The organism is Paraburkholderia sp. 22099, from assembly GCF_052045835.1.
Lineage (GTDB): Bacteria > Pseudomonadota > Gammaproteobacteria > Burkholderiales > Burkholderiaceae > Paraburkholderia > Paraburkholderia terricola.
The window spans coordinates 42112-65260 of record NZ_JBQEPU010000010.1; the positions used below are offsets into that span (position 1 = coordinate 42112).

Sequence of the window (23149 nt, forward strand, 5' to 3'; positions counted from 1 at the left end):
GCGCGCTTTGGCTCACTTCACGGCACGATTCCGGTGCAATCGTCGTGGCGTCGCGGGAAAAACCCTAAAACCTGCGCGCCAGCCACCCGCGCGCCCGTTCGCGCTCCGCCGGAAGCGCCTCGACCGAAGCTTCGAACCAGAAAACCCCGCCGACGAGCGTGCCGATAACGACACCGTCGCGATACAAAATACGATTTCCCGTAACCGCCGGCACCCGTTCGCCCACCAGCAGCGTTCCCGTGAGATTCAGCGGATCGGTCGCGGCGACACAGACAAACGCACCGTCGTTCGCGTGCCGCCGCACCTCGCGCAGCAAGGGAATCGCCTCGGGCAGCGCGAATTGCTCGCCGGCGAGGCCGTTCACGAAGCGCCCGCCGCGAATCACGCCGCGCGCTTCGAGCCGTTGAAAAACGCGCAGCAGATCGCGCCACGGCGGCAGCCATTCCGCCTCGCGTTCGAGCAGGCGCCAGAACACCACGCCATAGCGGCGCAGCAACGTCATCGCGACGTGTTCGAGTACTTCCGGCGGCAACTGCCGGCGCCGCTCCGGCGTGCTTTCCGCAGACGCGGCGGCGGCGCTGCCGCGCCTGAGCAGCGCCCAGCGTCCCGCGTCGTCCATGCCGCCGATGAGCGCGCTCGCGCGCGCGCGCCGGCTGCCGGAAAAAGCGTTGCGTTTGGCGACCGGCTTCAGCAACGCGCGCAAGCCCGCGAAACTGTCGGAATTCACGAGGCCGGCGGCCACGAGTTCGCCCAGCGCGTTTTCCAGTTCCATACGCAGGACGCGAACTTCACTCAGCAGTTCGTCGAAGAACATCGCGCCGTGTTGCGACAGCGCGTCGTACACGCTTTGCGCGCGCGCCGATAACTCCGGTTGCCTCGACGGGTCGATCAGCGCGCTCCACACGCGGATGTGCGCTCGCGGCAGCAGCACGATCGGCGTGCCGCGCACGGGTCCGGCGGCGCTGCGCGCGCGCTCGGTGAGCCGGGTCCAGACGATCTTGCCGGCGCGGCATAGTTCGTCAAGCGAAGTACTGGAGTAGGCCTTCACGCGCGCGGGCAGGATGTCTTCTTCCCATGCGCCCGCCGCGGCCTGGAAGCCTTCCAGTTGTTCGAGCACCGCGGCGAGCGCGTCGCGTCCCTCGCTGCGCGTGTCCGGCGTCAAGTGCTGCCATTCGAACAGGAAGCGCATGAAGTCGTGCCGTTCCACCGGTTCGATCTCGCGCCGCAAGCGTTTGACGGTGTAGCGGTGAATCCGCGCGAGCAGGTGACGCTCGCACCATTCTTCTTCCGTCGCCCGGGGCGTGAAGCGGCCGCGCATCACGTAGCCTTCCGCTTCGAGACGCGTCAAGGTCCGTTCGACCGATGCCGCGGGCAACCCCAGCGCCTGCGCGATGGTGTTCACCGGCAGCGGGCCGAAGCCGGTGAGCCGCGCGCGTAACACGTCGAGCAGGGCGTCGTCGGCGTTCCATGCGTCGGCGTAGCCCTTCGGCGCGGTGAGCGGCGGCGCGAACGCGGCGTCGGGATAGAGCGCTTCGAAGCAGGTCAGGCGCTCGGCGCTCAGCCATAGCGTCGTGTGCGTGCCGGCGATGTTCAGGCGCGTGGCGCGGCCGGATTCGGCCAGCGACGCGAGCCAAGCCGGCCACCCTTCGTTGCGATGCGCTTCGGCCTCGGTGATGCAGGCGAGGCCCGTCAGCGCTTCGTGCATCTCGTCGGCGTTGCGCGCCTGCGGCCAGGCTTCGTCGCGCACGCTGTCGATCGCGGCGGCGTCGAGCGCGCCGAGGTCGTCGGCACTGGCGGGATCGGTCCAGCGGCGGTTCAGCACGGCTTGCGTGCGGCGCTCCTCGATCGGCGCGTCGTCGAGATAGGCGTACGGCTTGGCGGTGAGGATTTCGGCGGCCAGCGGCGAGGGCGCCGGCAGATCGCGGGCGACGAGCCGCACGTCGCCCTGTTCGATACGGCGCAGCAGCGCGATCCAGTGTTCGCTGTCCATGGCGTCGTGCAGACAGTCGTCGACGGTCTGATCCACCAGCGGATGACGCGGCAGTTCGCGCTCGCCGACGATGTTCTCCAGACACGCGGCCTGCTCGGGGAACACGCTCGCGAGCAGGTCCTCGCTGCGCATGCGCTGCAATTGCGGCGCGGTTTTGCGGCCGCCGGTGTAACGCGGCAAGCCGAGCGCGATGGTCGCGTTCCAGCGCCAGCGCACGCCGAACAGCGGCGCGTCGAGCAGCGCCTGGATCAGCAGATGCTCGGCGCTGTTCGAATGCAGATAGCGCCACACTTCGTCGAGCACGAACGAATGGCTGCCGGTGAGCGAGAGCACGATCGCGTCTTCGGTCGCGGCGGCTTGCAATTCGAAGTTGAAGTTGCGGCAAAACCGCTTCCTCAGCGCGAGACCCCACGCGCGGTTCACGCGGCTGCCGAACGGGGAGTGGATCACGAGCTGCGTGCCGCCGGATTCGTCGAAGAAGCGCTCCATGACGAGCGTGTCTTGCGTCGGCAGCACGCCGAGCGCGGCGCGCGCCCGCGCGAGATAGTCGACGATCTGGCGCGCGGCGGCTTCGTCGAGGCCGAGCGAATCGACGAGCCAGTCGATCGCGCGTTCGATGCGGGCGGTCATCGTTGGGTCGGTTGCGGCAATTGCGGCAGTTGCGGCGGGCGGCGCGTCGGCGGCGATTGCCGCCGACGATGCCGATTCCGCCGATCCCCCATCCCGCGTTTCGACAACAGCCGAGGCCGCCTTTGCGCGCGTTTTCGCCGTCGCCGACAACGCCGGCCGCTTCGCGTTCCGGCGCGTCGACGACGGCTCGCCGTGCGAAACCGTCGCGGGCTCCTCCTCTCCATCGAGCCAGCGCCCGATCTGCTCGCGCAAGCGCGCCACGCCGAGCGAGAGTTCATCGCTGCGCCCCGGCGCCTCGCCCAGCCAGAACGGAATGTTCGGCGGCTGGCCCTGCGCGTCCTCGACTCGCACGCGGCCGCTCTCGATCCGCAGAATCCGGTATGACGCATTGCCGAGTTGAAACACGTCGCCGGCAAGACTTTCGACCGCGAAATCCTCGTTGACGGTGCCGATATTGATCGCCTGCGGTTCGAGCACGACCGCATAGTCGGCGTTCTCGGGAATCGTGCCGCCCGAGGTCACCGCGACCAGCTTGCCGCCGCGCCGGCCGCGCAAGGTGCCGCTCACGACGTCGCGATGGATGTACGCGCCGCGCGGGCCGTTGCGGCTCGTATAGCCTTCGACGAGCATGCGCAGCACCGCGTCGTATTGCTCGCGCTCCAGCTCCGCGTAGGGCGCGGCGCGCCGCATCATCTCGAACAGCGCATCCTCGTTCCACTCGGCGCTCGACACTTCCGCGACGATCTGTTGCGCGAGCACGTCGAGCGGCGCGCGCGGAATCCGCAGCGCGTCGAGTTCGCCGCGCCGCACGCAATCGAGCAGCGCCGCGCATTCGATCAGATCGTCGCGCGAAACCGGAAAAAGCCGCCCCTTCGGCATGCCGCCCACGTGATGCCCCGACCGACCGACGCGTTGCAGGAACGGCGCGATCGCGCGCGGCGAACCCATCTGGCAGACCAGATCGACGTCGCCGATATCGATGCCGAGTTCCAGCGAAGCCGTGGCGATCAGCACGCGCAACTCGCCGCGTTTCAGGCGCTGCTCGGCATCGAAACGATGTTCCCTGGCGAGGCTTCCGTGATGCGCGGCCACCGCTTCCTTGCCGAGCCGCTCGGTCAGATGACGCGCGGCGCGCTCGGCCATGCGGCGCGTGTTGACGAAAATCAGCGTGGTGCGGTGCATCGCGACGAGTTCGGCGAGGCGGTCGTAGACGCGCTCCCAGACTTCGTTCGGCATGACCGCTTCGAGCGGCACCGGGGGAATGTCCAGCGCGAGGTCGCGCGCGCGAATATGGCCCACGTCGACGATCGCGCAGTCGGCGGGCAGCCCGCTGTCGATGCTCGCGCCGCCCACCAGAAAGCGCGCCACCGCGCTCACGGGTTTTTGCGTGGCCGACAGGCCGATGCGCGGCAGGCGCCGCGCGCACAGCGCGTCGAGCCGTTCGAGACTGAGCGCGAGATGGCTGCCGCGCTTGCTGCCGGCCAGCGCATGAATTTCATCGACGATCACGGTGCGCACCGTCGACAGCATGCGGCGGCCCGAGTCCGAACCGAGCAGCACGTAGAGCGATTCGGGCGTGGTGACGAGAATATGCGGCGCGCGCTTTCTGAGCGCGCTGCGTTCCTGCTGCGTGGTGTCGCCGGTGCGCACGGCGGTGCGGATGTCCAGCGGCGGCAGGCCGCGCGCGTCGAGTTCCGCGGCGATGCCTTGCAACGGCATTTGCAGATTGAGGCGAATGTCGTTCGAGAGCGCCTTGAGCGGCGACACGTAGACCACCAGCGTTTCGTCCGGCAACGCGCCGCCGTTGGCGAGACCCTGATGGACGAGATCGTCGAGCGCCGAGAGGAACGCGGTGAGGGTCTTGCCGGAACCGGTCGGCGCGGCGACCAGCGTCGAGCGGCCTCGGCGAATCTGCGGCCAGGCGGCGGCCTGCGCGTCGGTGGGGCCGGGGAACGTGTTCAGAAACCAGCCGGCGACCGCGGGATGGAAGTCGTCGAGCGCGCGGGCCGTGGCGGCGCTGATGGGGGAATCCACCGCGTCAGCCTGGGCAGGGCCCGCGGTCGCGGGTCCCGCGGAAGCCGCGCGCAAGGCGGCGGCGGAGGTCGAAGCCGAAGTCATGCCTGCGTAGTTGGGGGCGCGACGTGCCATATCCAGAGAGCCGCGAAAAAACGGCGTAGTGCGAGATCCAGAACCGAGTCTCGCAGGTTTTGCGGGCTTTGCCGAGAGCGCACCGGCGCAAGCGTAATCAGGGCTCAGTTTGCTTGCCCGTTCCGCCGAACCAGCGCTGCTCGATCGACGACATCAGCCAGGCCACCAGCAGCGCGCAGACGGTGCCGAGCGTCACTTCGCCGAGGCGCAGCAGCGCGATGTCCCACGCGGGACCGATGCCCGGCACCAGCAGCATGATGGTCGCGGTGATGCCGCCCAGACGCGCCGCGCTGCCCACGTTGACGACCCAGCAAATCACGATCGCCACCGCCACGGTGGCCGCATAGGCCGCGAAATGACCGCCGCCCAGCGCGGCGCCGAGCAGCCCGCATACACCGCCCGCCATCGCGCCGATGAACTGATCGCGCGACAGCTTGCGGGTGTCGATATAACTATGCTGGCTGACCGCGATCGCGGTGATCGCGGCCCAGAAAGCCTGTTCGGTGTGCAGCGCGCGGCCGATCGCGAAGGCGAGACTGGCGCCCGCAACGGCTTGCACGGCCATCACGCAGCCTTCGGTCAGCCGCTCGTTGAGCGGCAGCGACTTCAGAAACGCAAACAGCGAGTTGGCCTCGGACGCGCGCGCGCCGCGTGTGGGCTTGTCGGTTGAGCTCATCGGATGGGTCGGGACGCGTGATCGCAGCGGGAAGGTTCCGTATTCTAGTGACTGCGCGCCCGCTCACTGTCGCCGCTCACTGTCCCCCTAACCGTCCCCGCTGCGCAGCCGGTGATACCAGTTCATCAGCGGCGTGGCGGAGACGCCGTGAATCACCACCGAAGCGGCGACCACCGACAACGTGAGCGGCGCCAGCGGAACGACGTCCGCCGCCGCGCCGTGTTCGAGCGCATACGCGAGGTAGTAGAACGAGCCGATGCCGCGTATGCCGAACCAGCTCATCAAACGCCGCTGCGCGGGCGTCGCGCTCGATCCGATCAGCGACAGCTCCACCGCTACCGGCCGCACGAGCAGAAACAGCGCGGCGCCGAGCGCCACCGTCCGCCACGTGACGAGCGGCGCTTGCAGCGTGGCGAGCACGTTGCCGACCATCGCCATGACCGCGACTTCGGCGATGCGTTCGAGTTCGATCGTGAAGCCGAGCACCGACTCCGCCATATACGCGTGCGCCTTGCTCGGGTTGGCCGCGGTTGCGTCGACGTCCTCGGAATCCACAGTGCCGATCGCCCGGCGAGGCGAGACCGCGCCGCTCGCGCGATGCTCGACGCGGCGCATCGCGACGCCTGCCGCGAACACGGCCAGAAAGCCATAGGTATGCGCGAGTTGTGCCGTACCGAACGAAAGCTCGATCAGACCGAGCGCGAAAAAGCCTTCGAGACCGAGCGCCTGCGCATGGCGCGTGCGCAGCCAGGCGACCGCGTGCGTCGTGGCCCAGCCGAGCAGGGCGCCGATCGCGATCGCGCCCGCCACGCCCCATGCGATGCGGCCCGCGAGTTCGAGGTTCAGCACCTCGGACGCATCGGCGCCTGGCGCCGCGCATAGAGCGAGGCCGAGCAGCGCGAAGGGCAGCGCGATGCCGTCGTTGAGGCCGCCTTCGCCGGAGAGCGCGAAACGCAGCAGGTCGTGATCGCCGGGGTCGCGCACCTGCACGTCGTGTGCGAGCACGGGATCGGTCGGCGCGAGGATCGCCGCGAGCAGCAGCGAGGGGCCCCAACCGAGTTGCAGGACGTACACGCCGAAGAGCGTCAGCAGCGGAATGGTGGCGAGCATCGCGAGGAAGCCGAGGCGCAGCGGCACGGTCCAGAGTTTTTCCAGCACGCCCAGGCGCAAGCGCAGGCCGATGGCGAACAGCGACACCAGCAGCGCGACTTCGGTGATCGTGCGCAGCAGATGCGCGTCGGCCACCATATCGAGGTGCAACAGGCCGAGGCCGGGCGATGCGAGCGCGTAGCCGATCGCGAGGTAGAACATGGCGGCGCTGACGGGCAGGCGCCGCAGTGTCGTCGCCGCCACGCCCATGAAGACGAGCACCGCGCCGACGATGAGAAACCACAACGTTTCGTGCATGAGGATCCGGTGAGAGCCGGCGTGCGGATGACGCATGCCTGGCCGATTGAAAGACGCGCGCGGAAAACGCGCCGCGCCAGCGCGCGTCGGGGCATTCTTCAGGACACGCGTCGCACTCGCTGCGCATTAAACCGCATCAAGCCGCATCAAGCCGCATCAAGCCGCATCAAGGCGCGCGTCCGAACGCCTCGCGCAACTTGCGCTTCGCCTGTTGCAAGGTACTGCGGCGCGTCTTGGGCAAATTCCTGCCCGCGCGATTGATATAGAAGTTCAGCATCGACATCGCCGACTGGAACGGCGTGCCCTTGCGACGGCGGCTTTTCGTCGACGACTGCTTGAGCGATTGCGCAATCTCCTGGGCATTGCCGGTTTTGAAAATATTGTGTTCGAGGTCCATCGCGTCGCTGGTTTCCATCACGTGATGCGACCACTTGCGCGGACTCTTCGCGCCGCCTCCGTTGGCTGTTTTGGCGCGATGCGCCGCGTGCGCATGCGCATGGCGTTGGCGTGGCGGTCGTCCTGACTTGCCGCGCGCAACCGGGCGTTTCGATTTGCCGGTGGCTTTCCGGGTGGCCATGATTTCGCCTCCTTGTCAGGCTGGCTTCGCGCTCGTCTACCGTCGATCGCCGATGCGGCGATTCGCTAAGGCGAAGTGAAATGCGCCGGCTGCCGCCCAGGCGGCGAGCCGGCGCATGAAAAGCGGACGGGTGCCGAAACTCGACTTTCGTCGCACCCGTCCGCGATTGGCGTGCGGGTTACAGCTTCACCCCGCCGGCCTCCGGCGCATCCGACGCTCCGGGAGGAATGTCGCCGACGCCCACGTCGTCGCGTCGCGTGAACCGGTCGCGGCCCCAATAAGGTTCGGTGCCGTAGTACTGGTGCACGCTCGTGGCCCAGCTCTGATCCGCCATCGAGGGCCAGTGATCCTTGTCGAAGCCCGGTGCGGTCTTCACGCGTTCAGCCGTCATGTTGAGCACGAAGCATTTCTGGTCCGTGTCGAGCGTCAACGCGCTCCAGGGAATCGCCAGCAGCTTGTCGCCGATGCCGAGGAAACCGCCGCTCGACATCACCGCGTAGGCGATGCGGCCCGAGCGCACGTCGAGCATGATGTCCTTGATGTTGCCGATGTCCTCGCCGTCGCTGCTGAGCACGGTGTTGTCGTCGAGGGTATCCGCCGCCATCACGTCGGGGCCCGGACCTTCCGCGGTCGCGGCGCCCTTGCCGACGATACGCGCGCCCTGGCTTTGCCCTGCGCCGCCTTGCGTCTGTGTTTGATGGACCATGATGAGCCTCCTCTAAGGGTTGATGATGTATGCGGGACCCAGCAACGCGCGTTCCTTCCAGGCGGCTTGTCCCACAGACCGCCCATGACGAAAGTGAGTTGCGCCGCGTATGAGAACGTCTGAAATCCAGGCAGGGCGAACGCGTAAAGCATGCTGACGCGTTTGCAATTATTTCGTCGGAATGGACGGACTGAACTGATGATTGCACCGCTACCGCAAGGCTTCATTGCGTGGTTCATTGCGTGGTTCATTGCGGTGAAACGTTCAGCCGTCTTCTCCCACTTCGGCGGGGTCCGGCAGTTCGGGCAGATCGCGATCGTCGGTCGGCGGGGCGGGTTGGCCGTGATCGTTTTCCGATGCCGGTGCGTTGGCTGCGTCGTCGGGTGTCGGCTTGGCTTGCATTGTTTTCTCCGTGAGGAACGTGGCGACGAAGATCACGCACGCCGCATGCCAAAGCCATTCGCGCCGCCGCCGCGTTCGTGCGAGGCATACCCCTTGCTGAATGTTGGACACACAGTGCGAGCCGCCGCGGTGGCGGTACACAAGGTTCATTCGCGCATGGAGGCAAGTGGCAACAACCGGTATTGCTCCGGCTGTATCGATGCAAGCGATGCATGCAGTGTGACTTTCGTCATGAAGTCATGAAGTCATGAAGCGAACGCGCATGCAGGGCGGCATCGGGGAGAACGATCATGGTCCAACGAATTCATTACCAGATGAATATCTGCGGTGGCGATTTCAGTCACGTGCGCGAATGCTTTCGCAACTGGAAGTCCGAGACGCTCATATATCGCAGGAACCAGCGGATGTTCGAGGGGAAACAGGAAGTGCGGCCGTTGTCGGAACGCGTGTTCGATAACGGCGAAGTCGCGCACGAGGCGCTCGAACGCGTGTGCGGGCCGCGCGATCCTTACGCGCTAGCCGCCGAGATTCACGATGGCGAGCGCGACGTGTGGCTCGTGATGGCCGCGTTCGAAGAAGAGGCTTGATGCGCTTTCGCGCCGGGTGACGCGCCGGCGTCTTTACGCTTGCGTGCGACGCGCGACTTCTTCAGCAACGCGGTGAGCGAACCGTTGACGCTGTCGGCCACTTCCGCCTCGCGCGCCTTGCGGCCTTTCGCGCCCGACTGACGCGCCCGTTTCGCCGCGCGCTTCTCCGCCCGCGCGAGCAATGCGGCGAACGCCGCTTCATCCACTCTCAATCCCCGGCGCGTCTTGCCCTCCGGCAAGCAGCGCAATTCGTCGGCTTCGAACGCGCTGATCACGGCCGGGTGAATGTAGCAGCGCCGGCATACGGACGGTGTATTGCGCAGCAAGTCCGCGACGTCCTTGACGGTGGCGACGAGGTGGCGGCGCGCTTCCGCCGCGCTGCTGCATACCAGCCGTCGCAGCGCGGCCATCGCGTAGACGCTGCCGGCCCACGTTCGATAGTCCTTCGCGGTGAAGTCCGCGCCGCTCGCCCGGCGCAGATAGTCGTTGATATCGGTGGAGCCTACCGTGCGGCGCGTGCCGTCATCGTCGAGATACTGGAACAGGTCATGTCCCGGCAGTTCGGCGCAGCGCCGAACGATGCGCTTGACGCGCGGATTGTTCACCGTGACCTCGTGTTCGATGCCGCTCTTGCCGCGAAACTTGAAGCGCAAATGGCCCGCTTCGATCTTCACGTGCTTTTTACGCAGCGTCGTCAAACCGTACGACTGGTTCTCGCGTGCGTACTCCACGCTGCCGATGCGAATCAGCGTCGTGTCGAGCAACTGCACGATCGCCGCGATGACCTTGTCGCTCGGCATGCCGGGGCGTTTCAGATCGCGTGCGACGCGCGCGCGGATGCGCGGCAACGCGCGGCCGAACTCGGCCATGCGCTCGTATTTGTCGGCATCGCGCGTCTCGCGCCAGCGCGGGTGATAGCGATACTGCTTGCGTCCGCGCGCGTCGCGCCCGGTCGCCTGGATATGGCCGCGCGGGTCGGGACAAATCCACACGTTCTCGTAAGCCGGTGGAATCGCGAGCGCATTGATGCGTTGGATTTCGTCTTTGTCCTCGATGCGTTGGCCGTCGACGTCGAAATACGCGAAGCCGTCCTTTTCACGCTGGCGCGTATAGCCGGGCCGGCTGTCGTCCGCGTGCCGCAAGCCCGGCGGCATGGCGGCCGCCGTCGCTTGCCGCGCGCTGTCGGCGGCGCGTTCGCGCTCGGGGTGTCGTTGCATCGGCTTGATGGTGGCGGCCATGGTCGCGGGTAGAAGTTTCAAGCGTGAGGCGCGCTGTGCGCCGGTGAATGGCTAGAGCAAGGTCGATGCCTGCCGCCCGTTTCGCGCGCCGCGGCACGAGCGGGCGGAACGGTCCTTGCGAACCCTTGCTACGCGTCATCAACAGACCAAGGAGATCGTCATGAGCAGCACGCTGAATCCCGATGAAGAGCCGCAAAACGTCGTCAAGCCCACCGCGGGCACGACGGGCGAACGCGGCCCGAGCGATTCGTCCGACAGCGGCAGCGATATCGCCGGCGCCAAGCGTCATGAATTCGATGTCGACACCGAGCTGGACAACCATGCGCTCGAGACCGGCGAGGCCGAACTCGGCAGCGACACCGACCGCGCCGGCACCGGCGAGCGGGCGGCCGCCGACGGTGACTCCACGCTGGAGGCCGACCGCGACATCGAGCCCGACCGCATCATCGGCCCGGCCGACCCGCAGCTTACCGACGACGACGGCCTCGACGAAGACCCGAGCGGCGTCTAGCCGTCGACAAGAACGAGCGGTTCCCGCGTGTTGCGACCAGCGGCAACGCGAGCGTCGCGTCGAACCGCGCCGCGCCAGCAAGGGCGGCCCGCCGCCAGCGGCGCTGCGGTCGAACGCATGGGGTTAGCACGTCGACAAGGCACATCTTTTGCTGATCCAGCAGCAAGCAGGGGACCACGCCGCGCGCTACGCCTGGTCCCGCACTAACGAAGGAGAGCATGCATGGCAAACACGTTGAATGGTTACAAGGTAGCGGTACTCGCCGTGGACGGTTTCGAACAGGCCGAGTTGATCGAGCCGAAACGCGCGCTCGCCGAGGCGGGCGCGACGGTGCACGTCATTTCCGCGAAGCCCGGCAAGATCCAGGGATTCAGACACGTCGACAAGGGCGACACCGTGGACGTGGATGCAACGTTCGACAAGGCGAGCGCGGACGACTACGACGCCGTGGTGCTGCCAGGCGGTGTGGTCAACGGCGACGCGATTCGTTCGCTGCCGCAGGCGCAGGCTTTCGTGAAGGCCGCCGACAGCGCGAAGAAGCCCATCGCGGTGATCTGCCACGGCACGTGGTTGCCGGTCTCGGCGGGGATCATCAAGGGCCGCACGGTGACGAGCTGGCCGAGCCTGCAGGACGATATTCGCAACGCCGGCGGCACGTGGGTGGACAAGGAGGTCGTGGAGGACGGCAATCTGATCAGCAGCCGCAAACCCGACGACATTCCCGCTTTCAACAAGACGCTGATCGCGCAATTGGCGAAGCGGCACGCTGCCTAGGCGAGCTGCGATGCGCGAGGCGCGCGCCGGTTGCCATGCCGCGCCCCGTCGACCATCGAGCTTGCGCGCCGGCTCCGTCGAACAGGGAGAAAATGCATGAAACCCAAGTATTCCCTACAAGTGATGACCGTGGCGCTCGGCCTCGCCGCGGCATCGATCGGCACCGCGCATGCGCAGGCGAGCGACGCCCCGGCCAGTGAAGCGCCGGCCGGCGGCACCGTGCTTTCGCCGGCGGATCAGCAGTTCATGCAGAACGCCGGCCAGGCCGACGCCACCGAAATCGCGGCCAGCAAGATGGCGCTGAAGAATTCAAGCGATCCGAAGGTGAAGCAATTCGCGCAGCAGATGATCGACGAGCACATGAGACTCTCGCGCAGCATGGCGGTGCTCGCCGCGAAGAAGCGGCTCCCCGCGGCGCCGGCCGCCGACTCCGCGCTGGTCGGCAAACTGCAGACGCTCAAGGGCAAGGAGTTCGATCAGGCCTACGTCGAGCAGATCGGACTGGAAGCGCATCAGAGAGCGGTCGACCTCTTCGAGCAGGAAGGCCGCAGCGGCACCGACGCGCAATTGAAGGCCGCGGCGCAGCACGCGCTGCCCACCATCAAGCATCATCTTGCGATGGCGCAGCAACTCGCCGGCGCCATGAAGGGTTCGCCATGAGCGCAATCCTGCCGCGGCCGGCCTATGAGGATTCCCTTATGCAGATCACCTTTCCCGACGACGAACCGACCTTCGACGGAGCGAATCTGAGGGTGCGCTTCACCGCGCGTGTCGAAGGCGAGCCGGTTGTATGCGAGATCACCGCTGAGGCGCTGGAAGATCATTTCGGCGCCGAGTCCTTGCTGGAAGGCGCGCTGATGGCCGCCTTCGAGCAGGGCCGCAATCGCATCCGTTCGGTCTGCGCGGAAGCGCTCGACCAGAACGGCGGCGAAAGCGTAGTGTTGCATAGCGGACTGTTCAGGGTGGAAGGCATGGACCCCGATTGCGGCACCGCGGGGTAGTCCCCGGTGCATGCCGGCCGCGCGCTGGGCGGAGCAACACAGCGCGGCGGCATGGTCCGCAGACGCCATTAACGATGCAAGGAGGCCTCATGTCACTCATCGTCGCAGCGCGCTTCACGACTTTCCCCGCCGCCGAGGAAGCGGCGCAAAAGCTCTTCAACGCAGGTTTCGTCGAAGAAGACGTCACCCTGTTTTTCGTCAATCCGCGCGGCCAGCACGCGCGCTATCCGATCGGCGGCGATAGCGCCACCGATCCGGGCGCGAAGGGGGCGCCCAAGGGCGCGGGTCTGGGCGTCACCATTGGCGCCGTGGTCGGCGCGGTGGTGGGCGTCGGCATTTTCGCGGCGTTTTCCGCGCCGTTCATCGTCTCGCTGATCGCGGCCGGCGTCGGTGCGTACGTCGGATCATTGATGGGCGCGATGGCGCGCACCGCCCTCGACGGCGAGAAAAACGGCTTTCCACCCGTCCACCATGAGTTGCGCGATTCGGGCGTGCTCGTCGCCGTGCATGTTTCGCCCGACAATCAGCTCGACGCCGCGCGCGTCTTGCGCGAAGCGGGGGGCGCGGCGATCGAGCGGGCAAGCGGGCGCTGGCAGCAGGGGCGCTGGGCCGATTTCGATCCGCTCAAGGAACCCGTGCCGCTCGACGAGTACAGCGAGAAGCGCGCCTGATCGGGACTGCGCAGACCGGAAGTTCGCGCGCGTCAGCTTGCGGGCAAGCGCAGGCACGTCTGATGCGGGTAGCAACAGCGAACGCCGTTGCCGCACGCAAGTGCCTGGCTGCGGATTCGACGATCAACGAAACCCAGGAGGTATTGAATGGCTACGAACGTTGTTTCCGTGCTGAACGATCTGATCGAAACGTCGAAGGACGGCGAGAAGGGTTTCCGCAAGGCCGCCGAGGATGCGCACGATCCGCAATTGAAGACGGTCTTCGTGTCGGCTGCCGACGCCTGCGCGCTCGGCGCGCGCGAACTGCAGGACACGGTTCAGGGTCTGGGCGGCAAGCCCGAGACGGGCGGCAGCGTGGGCGGCGCCTTGCATCGCGGCTGGGTCGACGTGAAGTCGGCCGTGGCCGATCGCAGCGATCACGCGATTCTGGTGGAATGCGAGCGGGGCGAGGATGTCGCGAAGAAGCGCTATCACGACGCGCTCGAAAAGGAGCTGCCGCTGGACGTCCGCGCGATAGTCGAGCGGCAATATCAGGGCGTGCTGCAAAACCACGACCGCGTGCGCGCGCTGCGCGATCAGTACGCGGCGGCTAACCGGTAATCGACGCTGTTCAGGGCGGCCGGCGCGTTGTCCGGCGCCGGCCGCATGAACGGAAAGCCGTCCGCGTGACGGCTTTTTTACTGGAACGCCTTGTTCAAACGAAAAAAGCGCCGGCCAGAAGCCGGCGCCTTGTCTTCGATATCGGCGCTCGTTGTCGATCCCGATCTTATTCGGCGGCGACCTTGAGATGGTTCTTCACGCTCGTCACGCCCTTCACGTTCTGCACGACCTCTTCGGCCGCGGAACGCTCCTCGGCCGACGGCACCGTCCCCGTGAGCGAAACGACGCCCTTGCGGGTCTTCACGTGGATATGGGTCGACTTGAGGTTCTTCGTCGCCAGCAGATCGGCCTTGGCCTTGGTGGTGATGGTGCCGTCGCTGATGTGCTCGCCCATGGTCTCGGACGCTACCGGCCGGATCGAGTCGTTCGTTTGCGCGCTCACGTTCAAGGCGAAGGCGACACATGCGATGCTGCCAGCGGTCTTCAGGACTTGAATGGTCTTCATGTTTCTTTCTCCTTCTGGTGTTGATGAAAATTGCGGTCTTGTTACCTGCGATCGATCGCGGCGAAAAACCGCCGATGAGTCGCGTGGGGCCGTTGCCGCTACGGTTTCCTTCCGGGCCCCCGTTATCGACACCGGACATTGCCGCGCTCCTGGGTAGCGCGCTGCGCTTCATGCGCGCAGCCATGTCCGTCCACATCGTGCCTTTCCGCAATCTTCATGCCCGTAGGCGAGGGCGCGCCGTCATCGCGCGTGCGGAGGCATGCCGGGGTTCGTCGATGAACGGACAAGCGAGCGGCAGCCCTGTCGGGCGCGTCTTCGCGCGCGATGCCGGGACGCGGACCGGAAATTGCCGGGTGCTTGTAAAAATGGCGCTCGCGGCCTGCGCAATTCGCGCGCCCGAAAAAAGCAAAGCGTAGGAAAAACAGGGCGTTGCGCGAGTTGGTATGACAGTTGCTCTGAAGAGGTCACTCACCACGATCAGCTCATTAACGGGACCTCACTACAATGCCTTCAATTGAACTACGCACAAGGCAGTCTCTCGCACTCACGCCGCGCCTGCAGCAATCCGTGCGTCTGTTGCAGTTGTCGTCTCTGGAGTTCCAGCAGGAGTTGCGCACGGCGCTCGACACTAATCCGTTCCTCGAATACGACTCGTCGGAGACCGAGGATGTGGCGCTTGCCGGCGCCACGCCCGACGAGGACGGCGCCGGCGTGCTGCCGGTGGCCGATACGGTCGCCGCCGTCGAGCCGGACCCGTTGCCGGCTGAGAGCGCCGTCAGCGAGACGCTCGAAAGCGCGGGCCAGGACGAGATGCCCGGCGACTTTTCCGGCGATTACAACACCCGCGGTTCGACGCGCCAGAACGGCGATTCGGACGGCAGCGATCCCGCCGAATGGGCGCGCTCGCAACCGACCTTGCGCGAGCAGTTGCACGACGCGCTGCGCCTCTATCGGCTCGACGATCGCGACCGCGCGGTGGCGCGCTTCGTCATCGAGGCGCTCGACGACGACGGCTATCTGCGCCAGGATCTCGCGGACCTCGCCGACAGCGTCGATCTCGAACCCGAACTGACCGAGGAAGAATTGCTCGTCGCGCTGCGGCTCGTGCAGTCGCTCGACCGTCCGGGCCTCGGCGCGCGCTCGTTGTCCGAGTGTCTGTTGCTACAGGTGAACGCCTTGCCCGCCGACACGCCGGGGCGCGACGTGGCGCGGCAAATCGTCGAGCATCATCTGGAACGGCTCGCGCGCCGCGAACAGGCCGAACTGCAAAAGCAGATCGGCTGCAGCGCCGATGAATTGCGGGTGGCCTGCGCGCTGGTGCGCAAGCTCGATCCGAAGCCGGGCAATTGCTACGGCCGTACCGAAGACAACTACGTGGTGCCGGACGTGATCGTGCGCCAGGTGCGCAACAAGTGGGTGGTGACGATCAACCCGGCGGTGCAGCCGCGCGCGCGCATCCACCGCATGTATGCGGAACTGTTCGCGCAGTCGGCCGGCGCGAGCCGCTCGCCGCTCGCGCAGCAGTTGCAGGAGGCGCGCTGGCTGATCCGCAACGCGCAGCAGCGCTTCGATACGATTCAGCGGGTGGCCGAATGCATCGTCGCGCATCAGAAGGCCTTCTTCCAGTACGGCGAAATCGCGCTCAAGCCGATGGTGCTGCGCGACGTCGCCGATGAACTCGGCCTGCACGAATCCACCATCTCGCGCGCCACCGGCAACAAATATATGGCCACGCCGCGCGGCATTTTCGAATTCAAGCATTTCTTCCCGCGCGAACTCGGCACGGAAAGCGGCGGCACCTGCTCGGCCGCGGCCGTGCGCGCGCTGCTCAAGGAAATGATCGCCGCGGAAAACACGCGCGATCCGCTCTCGGACGTCACGCTGGCCAGGATGCTCGCCGATCAGGGGGTGCTGGTGGCGCGCCGCACGGTAGCGAAATACCGGCATCTGATGAAGGTGCCGCCGGCGGAACTACGCCGCCAGATTTAGGCGCACCTCGCCCCGTGCAAACGGGGCCGCGCTGAAGGGCCACGCGAGGCTGATTGATCGCGTGGCTTTTTTTCGTCCTTGCGCGGGGTTGCTCCCTCGGCTCTGGACGTTTGGCACGCGCCCCATTACATTGGCGGCTTCGGTCAAGCGGGGTGAGCGCCATGAAGTACTCGAATCTGGTCGAGCGTTTGCAAGGCAGGCGCACGTCCGCGTGGGAAATCCATCGCGCCGCGTGGGAAGCGCTCGCGCGGGGCGAGGACGTCATCGTGCTGAGCGTGGGCGACCCCGACTTTCCCACGCCCGCGCCGATCGTCGAGCGCGCAGTCGAGGCCTTGCGCGAGGGCGACACGCATTACAGCGCGGTGTCGGGTCGCGAGCCGGTGCGCGTGGCGATTGCCGCGGAACACGCGCGCATGACCGGTTGCGAGGTCAGCGCCGCCAACGTGATTCTCACGGCGGGCGCGCAGAACGGCGTGTTCGCCGCGTCGCTGTGTCTGCTCGAAGCGGGCGATGAAGTGATCGTCCCCGAGCCGATGTATCTCACCTACGAGGCTTGCGTGCGTGTCGCGGGCGCGACGCTCGTGCCGGTGCCGGTCGATGCCGCGCGAGCGTTTCACGTCGACTGCGACGCGCTCGAAGCAGCCGTCACGCCGCGCACCAAGGCGATTTTCTTCGCGACGCCCTGCAATCCCACCGGCGTGGTGATGCAGCGCGCCGATCTCGAACGCATCGCGCGGCTCGCCTGCGAGCATGATTTGTGGGTGCTGTCGGACGAGGTCTACGCCGATCTTACGTTCGAGCGCGAGCATGTGAGCATCGCCGCGTTGCCCGGCATGGCGGAGCGCACGGTGACGCTCGGCAGTCTGTCGAAATCGCATGCGATGGCGGGCTGGCGCGTCGGCTGGGCAATCGGACCGGCGGTGCTGATCGAGCACATGGGGCGGCTGGCGCTCGCGATGCTGTATGGCTTGCCGGGCTTCATCCAGGAAGCCGCGCTGACGGCCGTGCGGAACAAGGCGCACATTGCCGCCGAGATGCGCGACATTTACCGGCGCAGGCGCGATGTGGTGTTCGAGCGACTGCGCCGCGTGCCGGGCTTGCGTTGTCTGCTGCCGGAAGCCGGCATGTTCATGATGGTCGACGTCAGCGGCACCGGCCTCGATACGGTTGATTTCACGTGGCGGCTATTTCGCGCGCAAGGCGTGTCGCTGCTCGACGCGAGTGCTTTCGGCGAGACCGCGAACGGCTTCGTGCGCTTGGGCTTCGTGGTCGACGAGGCGCAACTCATCGACGCATGCGAGCGGATCGAGGCGTTCGTCGTGGGGTTGAATCGCGCGTAAGCGTTTCATTCGACCGCGGATGGAAGCGGGCGGCGGCCGCTTTTATCCGCGTTGCCGGGCTCATCGGCGAGCTTCGCCGCGGGCCGTTGACCGCTATAATTGACGCGACCCTGGACGGCACCGACTCTCGACGGCACGTTCACGCGCTTCATCCATGCCGCGTCCCAGGCTGCTGTTTTCCACCTCGTTGTGCTTTGATAACCGGCTTCGCCAAACGCTGCCCATGCCCTTCGCCCCGATCCAGTCCTTCACGCGCAAACGACTCTCCGACGTCGTGTCCGACCAGATCAAGCAACTGATCTCGGACGGCTCGCTGATGCCCGGCGACCGCCTGCCGGCCGAACGCGATCTGGCCACGCAACTCGGCGTGTCGCGGCCTTCGTTGCGCGAGGCGCTGATCAGGCTGGAGGCGGACGGTTATATCGAAACGTCGGGGCGGGGCGGCTTCACGGTGGTCGACGTCACCGCGCCGATCATCTCCAAGCCGCTCGCCGAACTGTTGCTGCAAAACCCGCGCACCAGCGCCGATATTCTGGAGTTGCGCCAGGGGCTCGAATCGATTTCGACGGCGTATGCCGCCGAGCGCGCCAGCGCCGCCGACCTGAAAAAAATCACCCGCGCATTCGAGGCGTTGAAGGCCGGCTCGCTGTCCCGCGACCGCGTGAATCTCGCGGAACTGGACGCCGCGTTCCATCTCGCGATCGCCGACTCCACCCATAACATCGCGCTCGCGCACGTGATGCACGGCATCCATACGCTGATTCGCGAAGGCATGCGCCAATACCATCGGCTGATCGATTACGACGACGCGATGGAGAAACAGTTGATGAGCCAGCACCAGGCCATCTACGACGCCGTCATGGCCCGCGACCCGCAAAAGGCGCGCAAGGCCACCGAGCGTCATCTGGCGTATGTGCGCGAGATGTATAAGGAAGACGCCGCGAAGTCTTCGTCGAGCGTGGTTTCCTGACTAGCCGTGCCCGGCCGCGCCCCGGCGGCCTTCATCGACAGGTGAGCGGTTGCGGCGCTTCGCCTTCAATCTTCTCCAGCCCGATTTCAGATTGACGCCTCGCGGGGACTTCCCTATAGTTCGTGGTCAGACCAACATTACCAGTCTTGCTGCCGGGCGATGCGGAACCGGACAGGGCGGCTGTTTATCTCCCCAATGAACTTATGAAAGTCGCGCTGTTTATCCCGTGTTTCATCGACGCGTTCTATCCCGAGGTGGGGATCGCCACGCTCGAATTGCTCGAACGCTTCGGCATCGAGGTCGATTATCCGCAGGAGCAAACCTGCTGCGGCCAGCCGATGGCGAACAGCGGCGCGCACGCCGAGGCAGCCGGCGCCGAGCGGGTGTTCGTGCGCAACTTCGCCGGCTACGACTATATCGTCGGGCCGTCGGCAAGCTGCATCCATCACGTGCGCGAGCATCTCACCGCGCTCGAACAGACCGACGAAGTCAAAAAGGTCCGCGCCGGCGCCTACGAACTCGTCGAGTTTCTGCACGACGTGGTCGGCGCGCGCGAATTTCCGTGGGCCGAGTTTCCGCATCGCGTGGGTCTGCACAACAGTTGCAGCGCGTTGCGGCATCTGAAGGAAGCGTCGGTCTCGGAAGTGGCGTGCACGCCGTTCTCGAAGCCGCGCACCTTGCTCGAAGGCGTGAAGGGCATCGAATTCGTCAAGCTCGCGCGGCCCGACGAATGCTGCGGCTTCGGCGGCACGTTCTCGGTGACCGAGGAGCCGGTATCGGTGCGCATGGGGCAGGACAAGGTTCGCGATCATCTGAATGCGGGCGCCGAATACATCGTGTCCGGCGACATGTCGTGCCTGATGCATCAGCAAGGCTGTGCGGAACGCATGAAAGCCGACGCGCGCTTCATCCACATCGCGCAGGTGCTCAACGGAGCGCGCGCATGAGCCGGATCGATCACGCGAAAGCCGCGGGCGCGTTCATCAAGAAGACGGAGCACGTCGCGTTTCACGACAAGCGTCTGTGGGATTTGCGCGAGAAGCGCGATGCGCAGGCGCACGGTATCGCCGAATGGGAGACGCTGCGCGAACTCGCGTCGGGCATCAAGGAACACACGCTCTCGCATCTGTCCGATTACCTCGAACAGTTTGCCGCGGCAGCCGAGGCCAATGGCGTGGTAGTGCATTGGGCCGCGACAGCGGAAGAGCACAACGCGCTGGTGCACCAGATCATGTCGGAGCGCGGCATGACCACGCTCGTCAAAAGCAAGTCGATGCTCACCGACGAATGCAAGATGCGCGAATATCTCGAACCGCGCGGCATCACGGTGATGGAGACCGATCTCGGCGAACGCATCCAGCAGCTCGATCATCAGGACCCGAGCCATATGGTGGTGCCGGCGGTCCATAAACTGCGCGCCGATGTGGCCGAACTGTTCGGCCGCACCATCGGCACCGATCCGGGCAATAGCGACATTCACTATCTCGCGGAAAGCCAGCGCATGAATACGCGGCCGTACTTCGTGCGCGAGAAAACGGCCGGCATGACCGGCTGCAATTTCGCGGTGGCGGAGACGGGCACGGTCGTCGTGTGCACGAACGAGGGCAACGCGGATCTGTCCGCGAACGTGCCGCCGTTGCATATCGCGTCGATCGGCATCGAGAAGCTGATTCCGAAGGTGTCGGATCTCGGCGTATTCGTCCGCATGCTCTCGCGCAGCGCGCTCGGCTCGCCGATCACGCAGTACACCTCGCATTTTCGTGCGCCGCGTCCGGGCACCGAAATGCATTTCATCCTGGTCGACCACGGCCGCTCCGAGCGGCTCGCCATGGAAGACTTCTGGTACTCGCTCAAGTGCATTCGCTGTGGCGCGTGCATGAACACATGCCCGGTGTACCGGCGCAGCGGCGGCTTGTCGTATGGCGGCACGTACTCGGGGCCGATCGGCGCGATCATCAATCCGACCTTCGATCTGAAGCGCTATAGCGCGTTGCCGTTCGCATCGACGCTCAATGGCAGTTGCACGAACGTGTGTCCGGTGAAGATCAATATTCACGAGCAGATCTACAAATGGCGGGCGGTGATCGCCGAGCGTCACGAAGTGCCGTTCGTGAAGCAGGAAGTGTTGAAGATGGCGGGGCGGCTGCTGGCGAGCCCGACCTTGTATCGCGCGACGGTGTCGTCGATGGGCAGCGCATTGCGGCGGCTGCCGAATTTCGTGCTGTATAACCCGCTCAATATCTGGGGCAAGCAACGCGAGTTGCCCGAGGCGCCGAAGCTCACTTTCCACGCCTGGTACAAGAAAAATCGTGGAGGCGGCGATGGCAACGCGTGAGGCTTTTCTGGCGAAGGTGCGGCAGGCGCAGCCGAGCGCGCGGCCGCGGCCCGAGGTGCCGTTGTTCAACGCGGCAGGCGGTGATTTGCGCGCGCGTTTCGCCGCTGCGTTGCAGGCAATGGGCGGTCAATGCGTCGAGGCGGCCGCGGCCGGCGAGGTGCCCGCGTTGATCCGCGAGCGGTTTGGCGATGCGGCGTCCGTGGCATCCGCGACGCCGGAAGTGCCCGGCACGCGTGACCTGACAGCCGACACGGAACCGGCCTCGCTGCAAGACATCGACGTCGGCGTGGTGCGGGCGCGCTTCGGCGTCGCCGAGACCGGCTCGGTATGGTTGAGCGACCGCGAGTATGTGGTCAACGCGCTGGGGTACATCGTTCAGCATCTCGTGGTGCTGCTCGATCCGGCGCAATTGCTCGACGGTTTGCAGGACGTGTATCGACGCGACGATTTTCGCGAGGCGCGGTATGCGGCGCTGGTTACCGGTCCCTCGGCAACGGCGGATATCGAAGGCGTGCTGATTCGGGGCGCGCAGGGAGTGCGGTCTTTGACGGTGGTGTGGGTGGCGCAGCCGCGAAAGGGTTAGCGGACGGCTCGGCTGCCACGCCCATACGATCTCTCCGTGACAACGTGCTATACTTACCTCGTGAGCGGTATTGGATTTTTTATTTGTTTGTAATCAAACGGTTGCGGGTGCTTTAAGCCGAACACGATGAGCGGAGTTTGCCATGTATCTCGAAGACCGGCTCAAGATAGCGATTGCCAAGCGCGCGTCCGACGTGTTCCTGCGGACCGACTTCGCACGTCTCGGCAGCGAGGCGCAGCTCGGCCGGGCGCTGCGCAGTCTGATCGAGAACGGGGTCATCGTTAAGCTCGGCGTCGGCGTGTACGCAAAAGCCAAGCGCAGTGTTCTCTCCGGCGAGCCTATTCCGGTTCAGCCGGTCGAAGTTCTGGCTGAAGAGGCTCTCGGCAGGCTGGGCGTAAAGGTCTATCCGAGCAAGCAGGTCGAGTTGTACAACGCGGGAAAAACGACCCAGCTGCCCGCGGCAACCGTGGTCAATACCGGCAATCGCCGCATCGTGCGGAAACTGGGTTTCGGCAAGAAAACTGTTCAATATGAAAATAATCTCAGAAGAACAGAAAGAGCTTATTGATTCCATTACGGCGGAGGGACTCGCCGGAAATCTCTCCGCGTTTGTTCTCGAGAAAGACATCCATGTCACCGACGCGTTGCACGCGTTGGCGAGACTGCGGCATCCGCACATTCAATTTGTGTTTTGCGGCGGAACGAGTCTGTCGAAAGCCCACGGCCTGATCGAGCGAATGTCCGAGGACGTCGACTTGAAGGTCATCCTCCGGGGCGACCACGGGCTGTCGCAAAGTGGTGTGCGAAACCATCTCAGCCAACTGAAAGACGCCGTCATCAAGGCGATGACGGCCATAGGCTTTGGCGCAATCGAAGAAGAACAGCGTGCACTGAACGGGAACCGTTACTTCGCGTCGGGCTGGCACTACAAGTCACGCTATACCACGCACACCAGCTTGCGGCCTCATTTGAGTCTTGAATTGACAGTGCGCACGCCGAGCTTCGCCGTCGTGCGTAAACCTCTCGGGTACCTGACAGACCGTTGGGCGAATCGTGAGGGCGAGCCAACTGAGATGTCGTGTGTCGCCGTTGAAGAAACGCTTGCGGAGAAAGTCCTGTCGTTTTTGCGGCGTCACGCGGAACACCGCGCTGGCGTACGCGAGAAATGGGATCAGGCGTTGGTGCGCCACATCTACGACGTGTATTGCATCGTCTGCTCGAATGCTGAATTGGTCGATCGGGCGGCTGCCCACTTCAAGGACTGTGTCGAATACGACCGCAGGGAGTTTCACCGGCACGCCTCGTTCGTTGAGAACCCAAAGCAATGCATGACGGCGAGCCTGACCACGGCGGAAACAGAAGAGCAGACGAAGCGCGAATACCAGCATGTGCTGCTGCCGCTAATCTATGGAACGGTCCGGCCTACTTTCGAAGAGGCATTCGCGGTATTCAAGCAGGCCTCGACCAAGCTTCTGGCGGCGCTTTGACAACACACATCGTGCATTGAAC

23 protein-coding genes are annotated in these 23149 nt (G+C 65.5%); 15 read left to right on the forward strand and 8 right to left on the reverse strand.

What is annotated here, in order from left to right; genetic code table 11:
- Nucleotides 1-64: 64 nt before the first annotated feature.
- The 6 genes from ACTJLC_RS11920 to ACTJLC_RS11945 form a co-directional block, all read right to left on the reverse strand.
- The gene (locus ACTJLC_RS11920) at nucleotides 65-4768 is read right to left on the reverse strand and encodes a DEAD/DEAH box helicase (RefSeq protein WP_374710321.1); all 4704 of its coding nucleotides are present in this window, start codon (nucleotides 4766-4768) and stop codon (nucleotides 65-67) included.
- A gap of 97 nt (nucleotides 4769-4865) precedes the next feature.
- A complete protein-coding gene (locus ACTJLC_RS11925; protein ID WP_073429974.1) occupies nucleotides 4866-5444 on the reverse strand; it encodes an FUSC family protein in 579 nt (192 codons plus the stop codon).
- An 87-nt stretch (nucleotides 5445-5531) separates the two neighbouring features.
- Nucleotides 5532-6851, reverse strand: coding sequence for a cation:proton antiporter (locus ACTJLC_RS11930; RefSeq protein ID WP_073429973.1), 1320 nt, complete (start codon nucleotides 6849-6851; stop codon nucleotides 5532-5534).
- 166 nt (nucleotides 6852-7017) lie between these two features.
- Entirely contained in the window at nucleotides 7018-7428 is a 411-nt protein-coding gene (locus tag ACTJLC_RS11935) for a DUF3175 domain-containing protein (protein WP_073429972.1), read from the reverse strand.
- A 178-nt stretch (nucleotides 7429-7606) separates the two neighbouring features.
- Complete coding sequence (locus ACTJLC_RS11940) at nucleotides 7607-8134, reverse strand: PRC-barrel domain-containing protein (protein ID WP_073429971.1); 528 nt, start codon at nucleotides 8132-8134, stop codon at nucleotides 7607-7609.
- Nucleotides 8135-8398: 264 nt separating this feature from the next.
- The gene (locus ACTJLC_RS11945; protein ID WP_167363305.1) at nucleotides 8399-8536 is read right to left on the reverse strand and encodes a hypothetical protein; all 138 of its coding nucleotides are present in this window, start codon (nucleotides 8534-8536) and stop codon (nucleotides 8399-8401) included.
- Between the two features lie 290 nt (nucleotides 8537-8826).
- On the opposite strand from ACTJLC_RS11945, the gene ACTJLC_RS11950 reads away from it, so the two are divergent.
- Complete coding sequence (locus tag ACTJLC_RS11950; protein WP_073429969.1) at nucleotides 8827-9123, forward strand: hypothetical protein; 297 nt, start codon at nucleotides 8827-8829, stop codon at nucleotides 9121-9123.
- Here ACTJLC_RS11950 and ACTJLC_RS11955 read toward each other — a convergent pair.
- Nucleotides 9066-10361: a DNA topoisomerase IB gene (locus ACTJLC_RS11955; protein WP_310319069.1), complete on the reverse strand. Its 1296-nt coding sequence runs from the start codon at nucleotides 10359-10361 to the stop codon at nucleotides 9066-9068. The genes ACTJLC_RS11950 and ACTJLC_RS11955 overlap by 58 nt on opposite strands.
- Nucleotides 10362-10521: 160 nt before the next feature.
- Between ACTJLC_RS11955 and ACTJLC_RS11960 the strand changes: the two genes are divergently transcribed.
- The 6 genes from ACTJLC_RS11960 to ACTJLC_RS11985 all read left to right on the forward strand — a co-directional run bounded on the left by ACTJLC_RS11960 (nucleotide 10522) and on the right by ACTJLC_RS11985 (nucleotide 13918).
- Nucleotides 10522-10872 (forward strand): chemotaxis protein, encoded by a 351-nt coding sequence (locus ACTJLC_RS11960; RefSeq protein ID WP_310135233.1) that lies wholly within the window; start codon nucleotides 10522-10524, stop codon nucleotides 10870-10872.
- A gap of 222 nt (nucleotides 10873-11094) precedes the next feature.
- Nucleotides 11095-11646 carry a type 1 glutamine amidotransferase domain-containing protein gene (locus ACTJLC_RS11965; protein ID WP_154873160.1) on the forward strand — a complete coding sequence of 184 codons (552 nt, stop codon included), beginning with the start codon at nucleotides 11095-11097 and terminating at the stop codon, nucleotides 11644-11646.
- Nucleotides 11647-11742: 96 nt separating this feature from the next.
- Complete coding sequence (locus ACTJLC_RS11970; RefSeq protein WP_310135232.1) at nucleotides 11743-12306, forward strand: DUF4142 domain-containing protein; 564 nt, start codon at nucleotides 11743-11745, stop codon at nucleotides 12304-12306.
- Complete coding sequence (locus ACTJLC_RS11975; RefSeq protein WP_310135231.1) at nucleotides 12303-12647, forward strand: DUF1488 domain-containing protein; 345 nt, start codon at nucleotides 12303-12305, stop codon at nucleotides 12645-12647. The genes ACTJLC_RS11970 and ACTJLC_RS11975 overlap by 4 nt, the downstream gene beginning before the upstream one ends.
- An 89-nt stretch (nucleotides 12648-12736) precedes the next feature.
- Complete coding sequence (locus ACTJLC_RS11980; protein ID WP_073429963.1) at nucleotides 12737-13318, forward strand: hypothetical protein; 582 nt, start codon at nucleotides 12737-12739, stop codon at nucleotides 13316-13318.
- A gap of 147 nt (nucleotides 13319-13465) precedes the next feature.
- A complete protein-coding gene (locus ACTJLC_RS11985) occupies nucleotides 13466-13918 on the forward strand; it encodes a PA2169 family four-helix-bundle protein (protein ID WP_073429962.1) in 453 nt (150 codons plus the stop codon).
- A gap of 166 nt (nucleotides 13919-14084) precedes the next feature.
- Here ACTJLC_RS11985 and ACTJLC_RS11990 read toward each other — a convergent pair whose 3' ends face one another.
- A complete protein-coding gene (locus tag ACTJLC_RS11990) occupies nucleotides 14085-14423 on the reverse strand; it encodes a BON domain-containing protein (protein ID WP_073429961.1) in 339 nt (112 codons plus the stop codon).
- A gap of 504 nt (nucleotides 14424-14927) precedes the next feature.
- Here ACTJLC_RS11990 and ACTJLC_RS11995 point away from each other — a divergent pair.
- The 8 genes from ACTJLC_RS11995 to ACTJLC_RS12030 all read left to right on the forward strand — a co-directional run bounded on the left by ACTJLC_RS11995 (nucleotide 14928) and on the right by ACTJLC_RS12030 (nucleotide 23127).
- On the forward strand, nucleotides 14928-16412 hold the full coding sequence (locus tag ACTJLC_RS11995; protein ID WP_073429960.1) for an RNA polymerase factor sigma-54: 1485 nt from the start codon (nucleotides 14928-14930) through the stop codon (nucleotides 16410-16412).
- 161 nt (nucleotides 16413-16573) lie between these two features.
- Entirely contained in the window at nucleotides 16574-17752 is a 1179-nt protein-coding gene (locus tag ACTJLC_RS12000; protein ID WP_310135230.1) for a pyridoxal phosphate-dependent aminotransferase, read from the forward strand.
- Nucleotides 17753-17975: 223 nt separating this feature from the next.
- On the forward strand, nucleotides 17976-18722 hold the full coding sequence (locus ACTJLC_RS12005; protein ID WP_073430016.1) for a FadR/GntR family transcriptional regulator: 747 nt from the start codon (nucleotides 17976-17978) through the stop codon (nucleotides 18720-18722).
- 203 nt (nucleotides 18723-18925) lie between these two features.
- Entirely contained in the window at nucleotides 18926-19669 is a 744-nt protein-coding gene (locus tag ACTJLC_RS12010) for a (Fe-S)-binding protein (RefSeq protein ID WP_073429959.1), read from the forward strand.
- On the forward strand, nucleotides 19666-21057 hold the full coding sequence (locus ACTJLC_RS12015; RefSeq protein ID WP_073429958.1) for a lactate utilization protein B: 1392 nt from the start codon (nucleotides 19666-19668) through the stop codon (nucleotides 21055-21057). The genes ACTJLC_RS12010 and ACTJLC_RS12015 overlap by 4 nt, the downstream gene beginning before the upstream one ends.
- Complete coding sequence (locus ACTJLC_RS12020) at nucleotides 21044-21640, forward strand: LutC/YkgG family protein (RefSeq protein ID WP_310135227.1); 597 nt, start codon at nucleotides 21044-21046, stop codon at nucleotides 21638-21640. The genes ACTJLC_RS12015 and ACTJLC_RS12020 overlap by 14 nt, the downstream gene beginning before the upstream one ends.
- A 142-nt stretch (nucleotides 21641-21782) precedes the next feature.
- On the forward strand, nucleotides 21783-22208 hold the full coding sequence (locus tag ACTJLC_RS12025; RefSeq protein WP_310135226.1) for a DUF6088 family protein: 426 nt from the start codon (nucleotides 21783-21785) through the stop codon (nucleotides 22206-22208).
- Nucleotides 22171-23127 carry a nucleotidyl transferase AbiEii/AbiGii toxin family protein gene (locus ACTJLC_RS12030; RefSeq protein WP_310135224.1) on the forward strand — a complete coding sequence of 319 codons (957 nt, stop codon included), beginning with the start codon at nucleotides 22171-22173 and terminating at the stop codon, nucleotides 23125-23127. Before ACTJLC_RS12025 ends, ACTJLC_RS12030 begins: the two co-directional genes overlap by 38 nt.
- Nucleotides 23128-23149 lie beyond the last annotated feature (22 nt).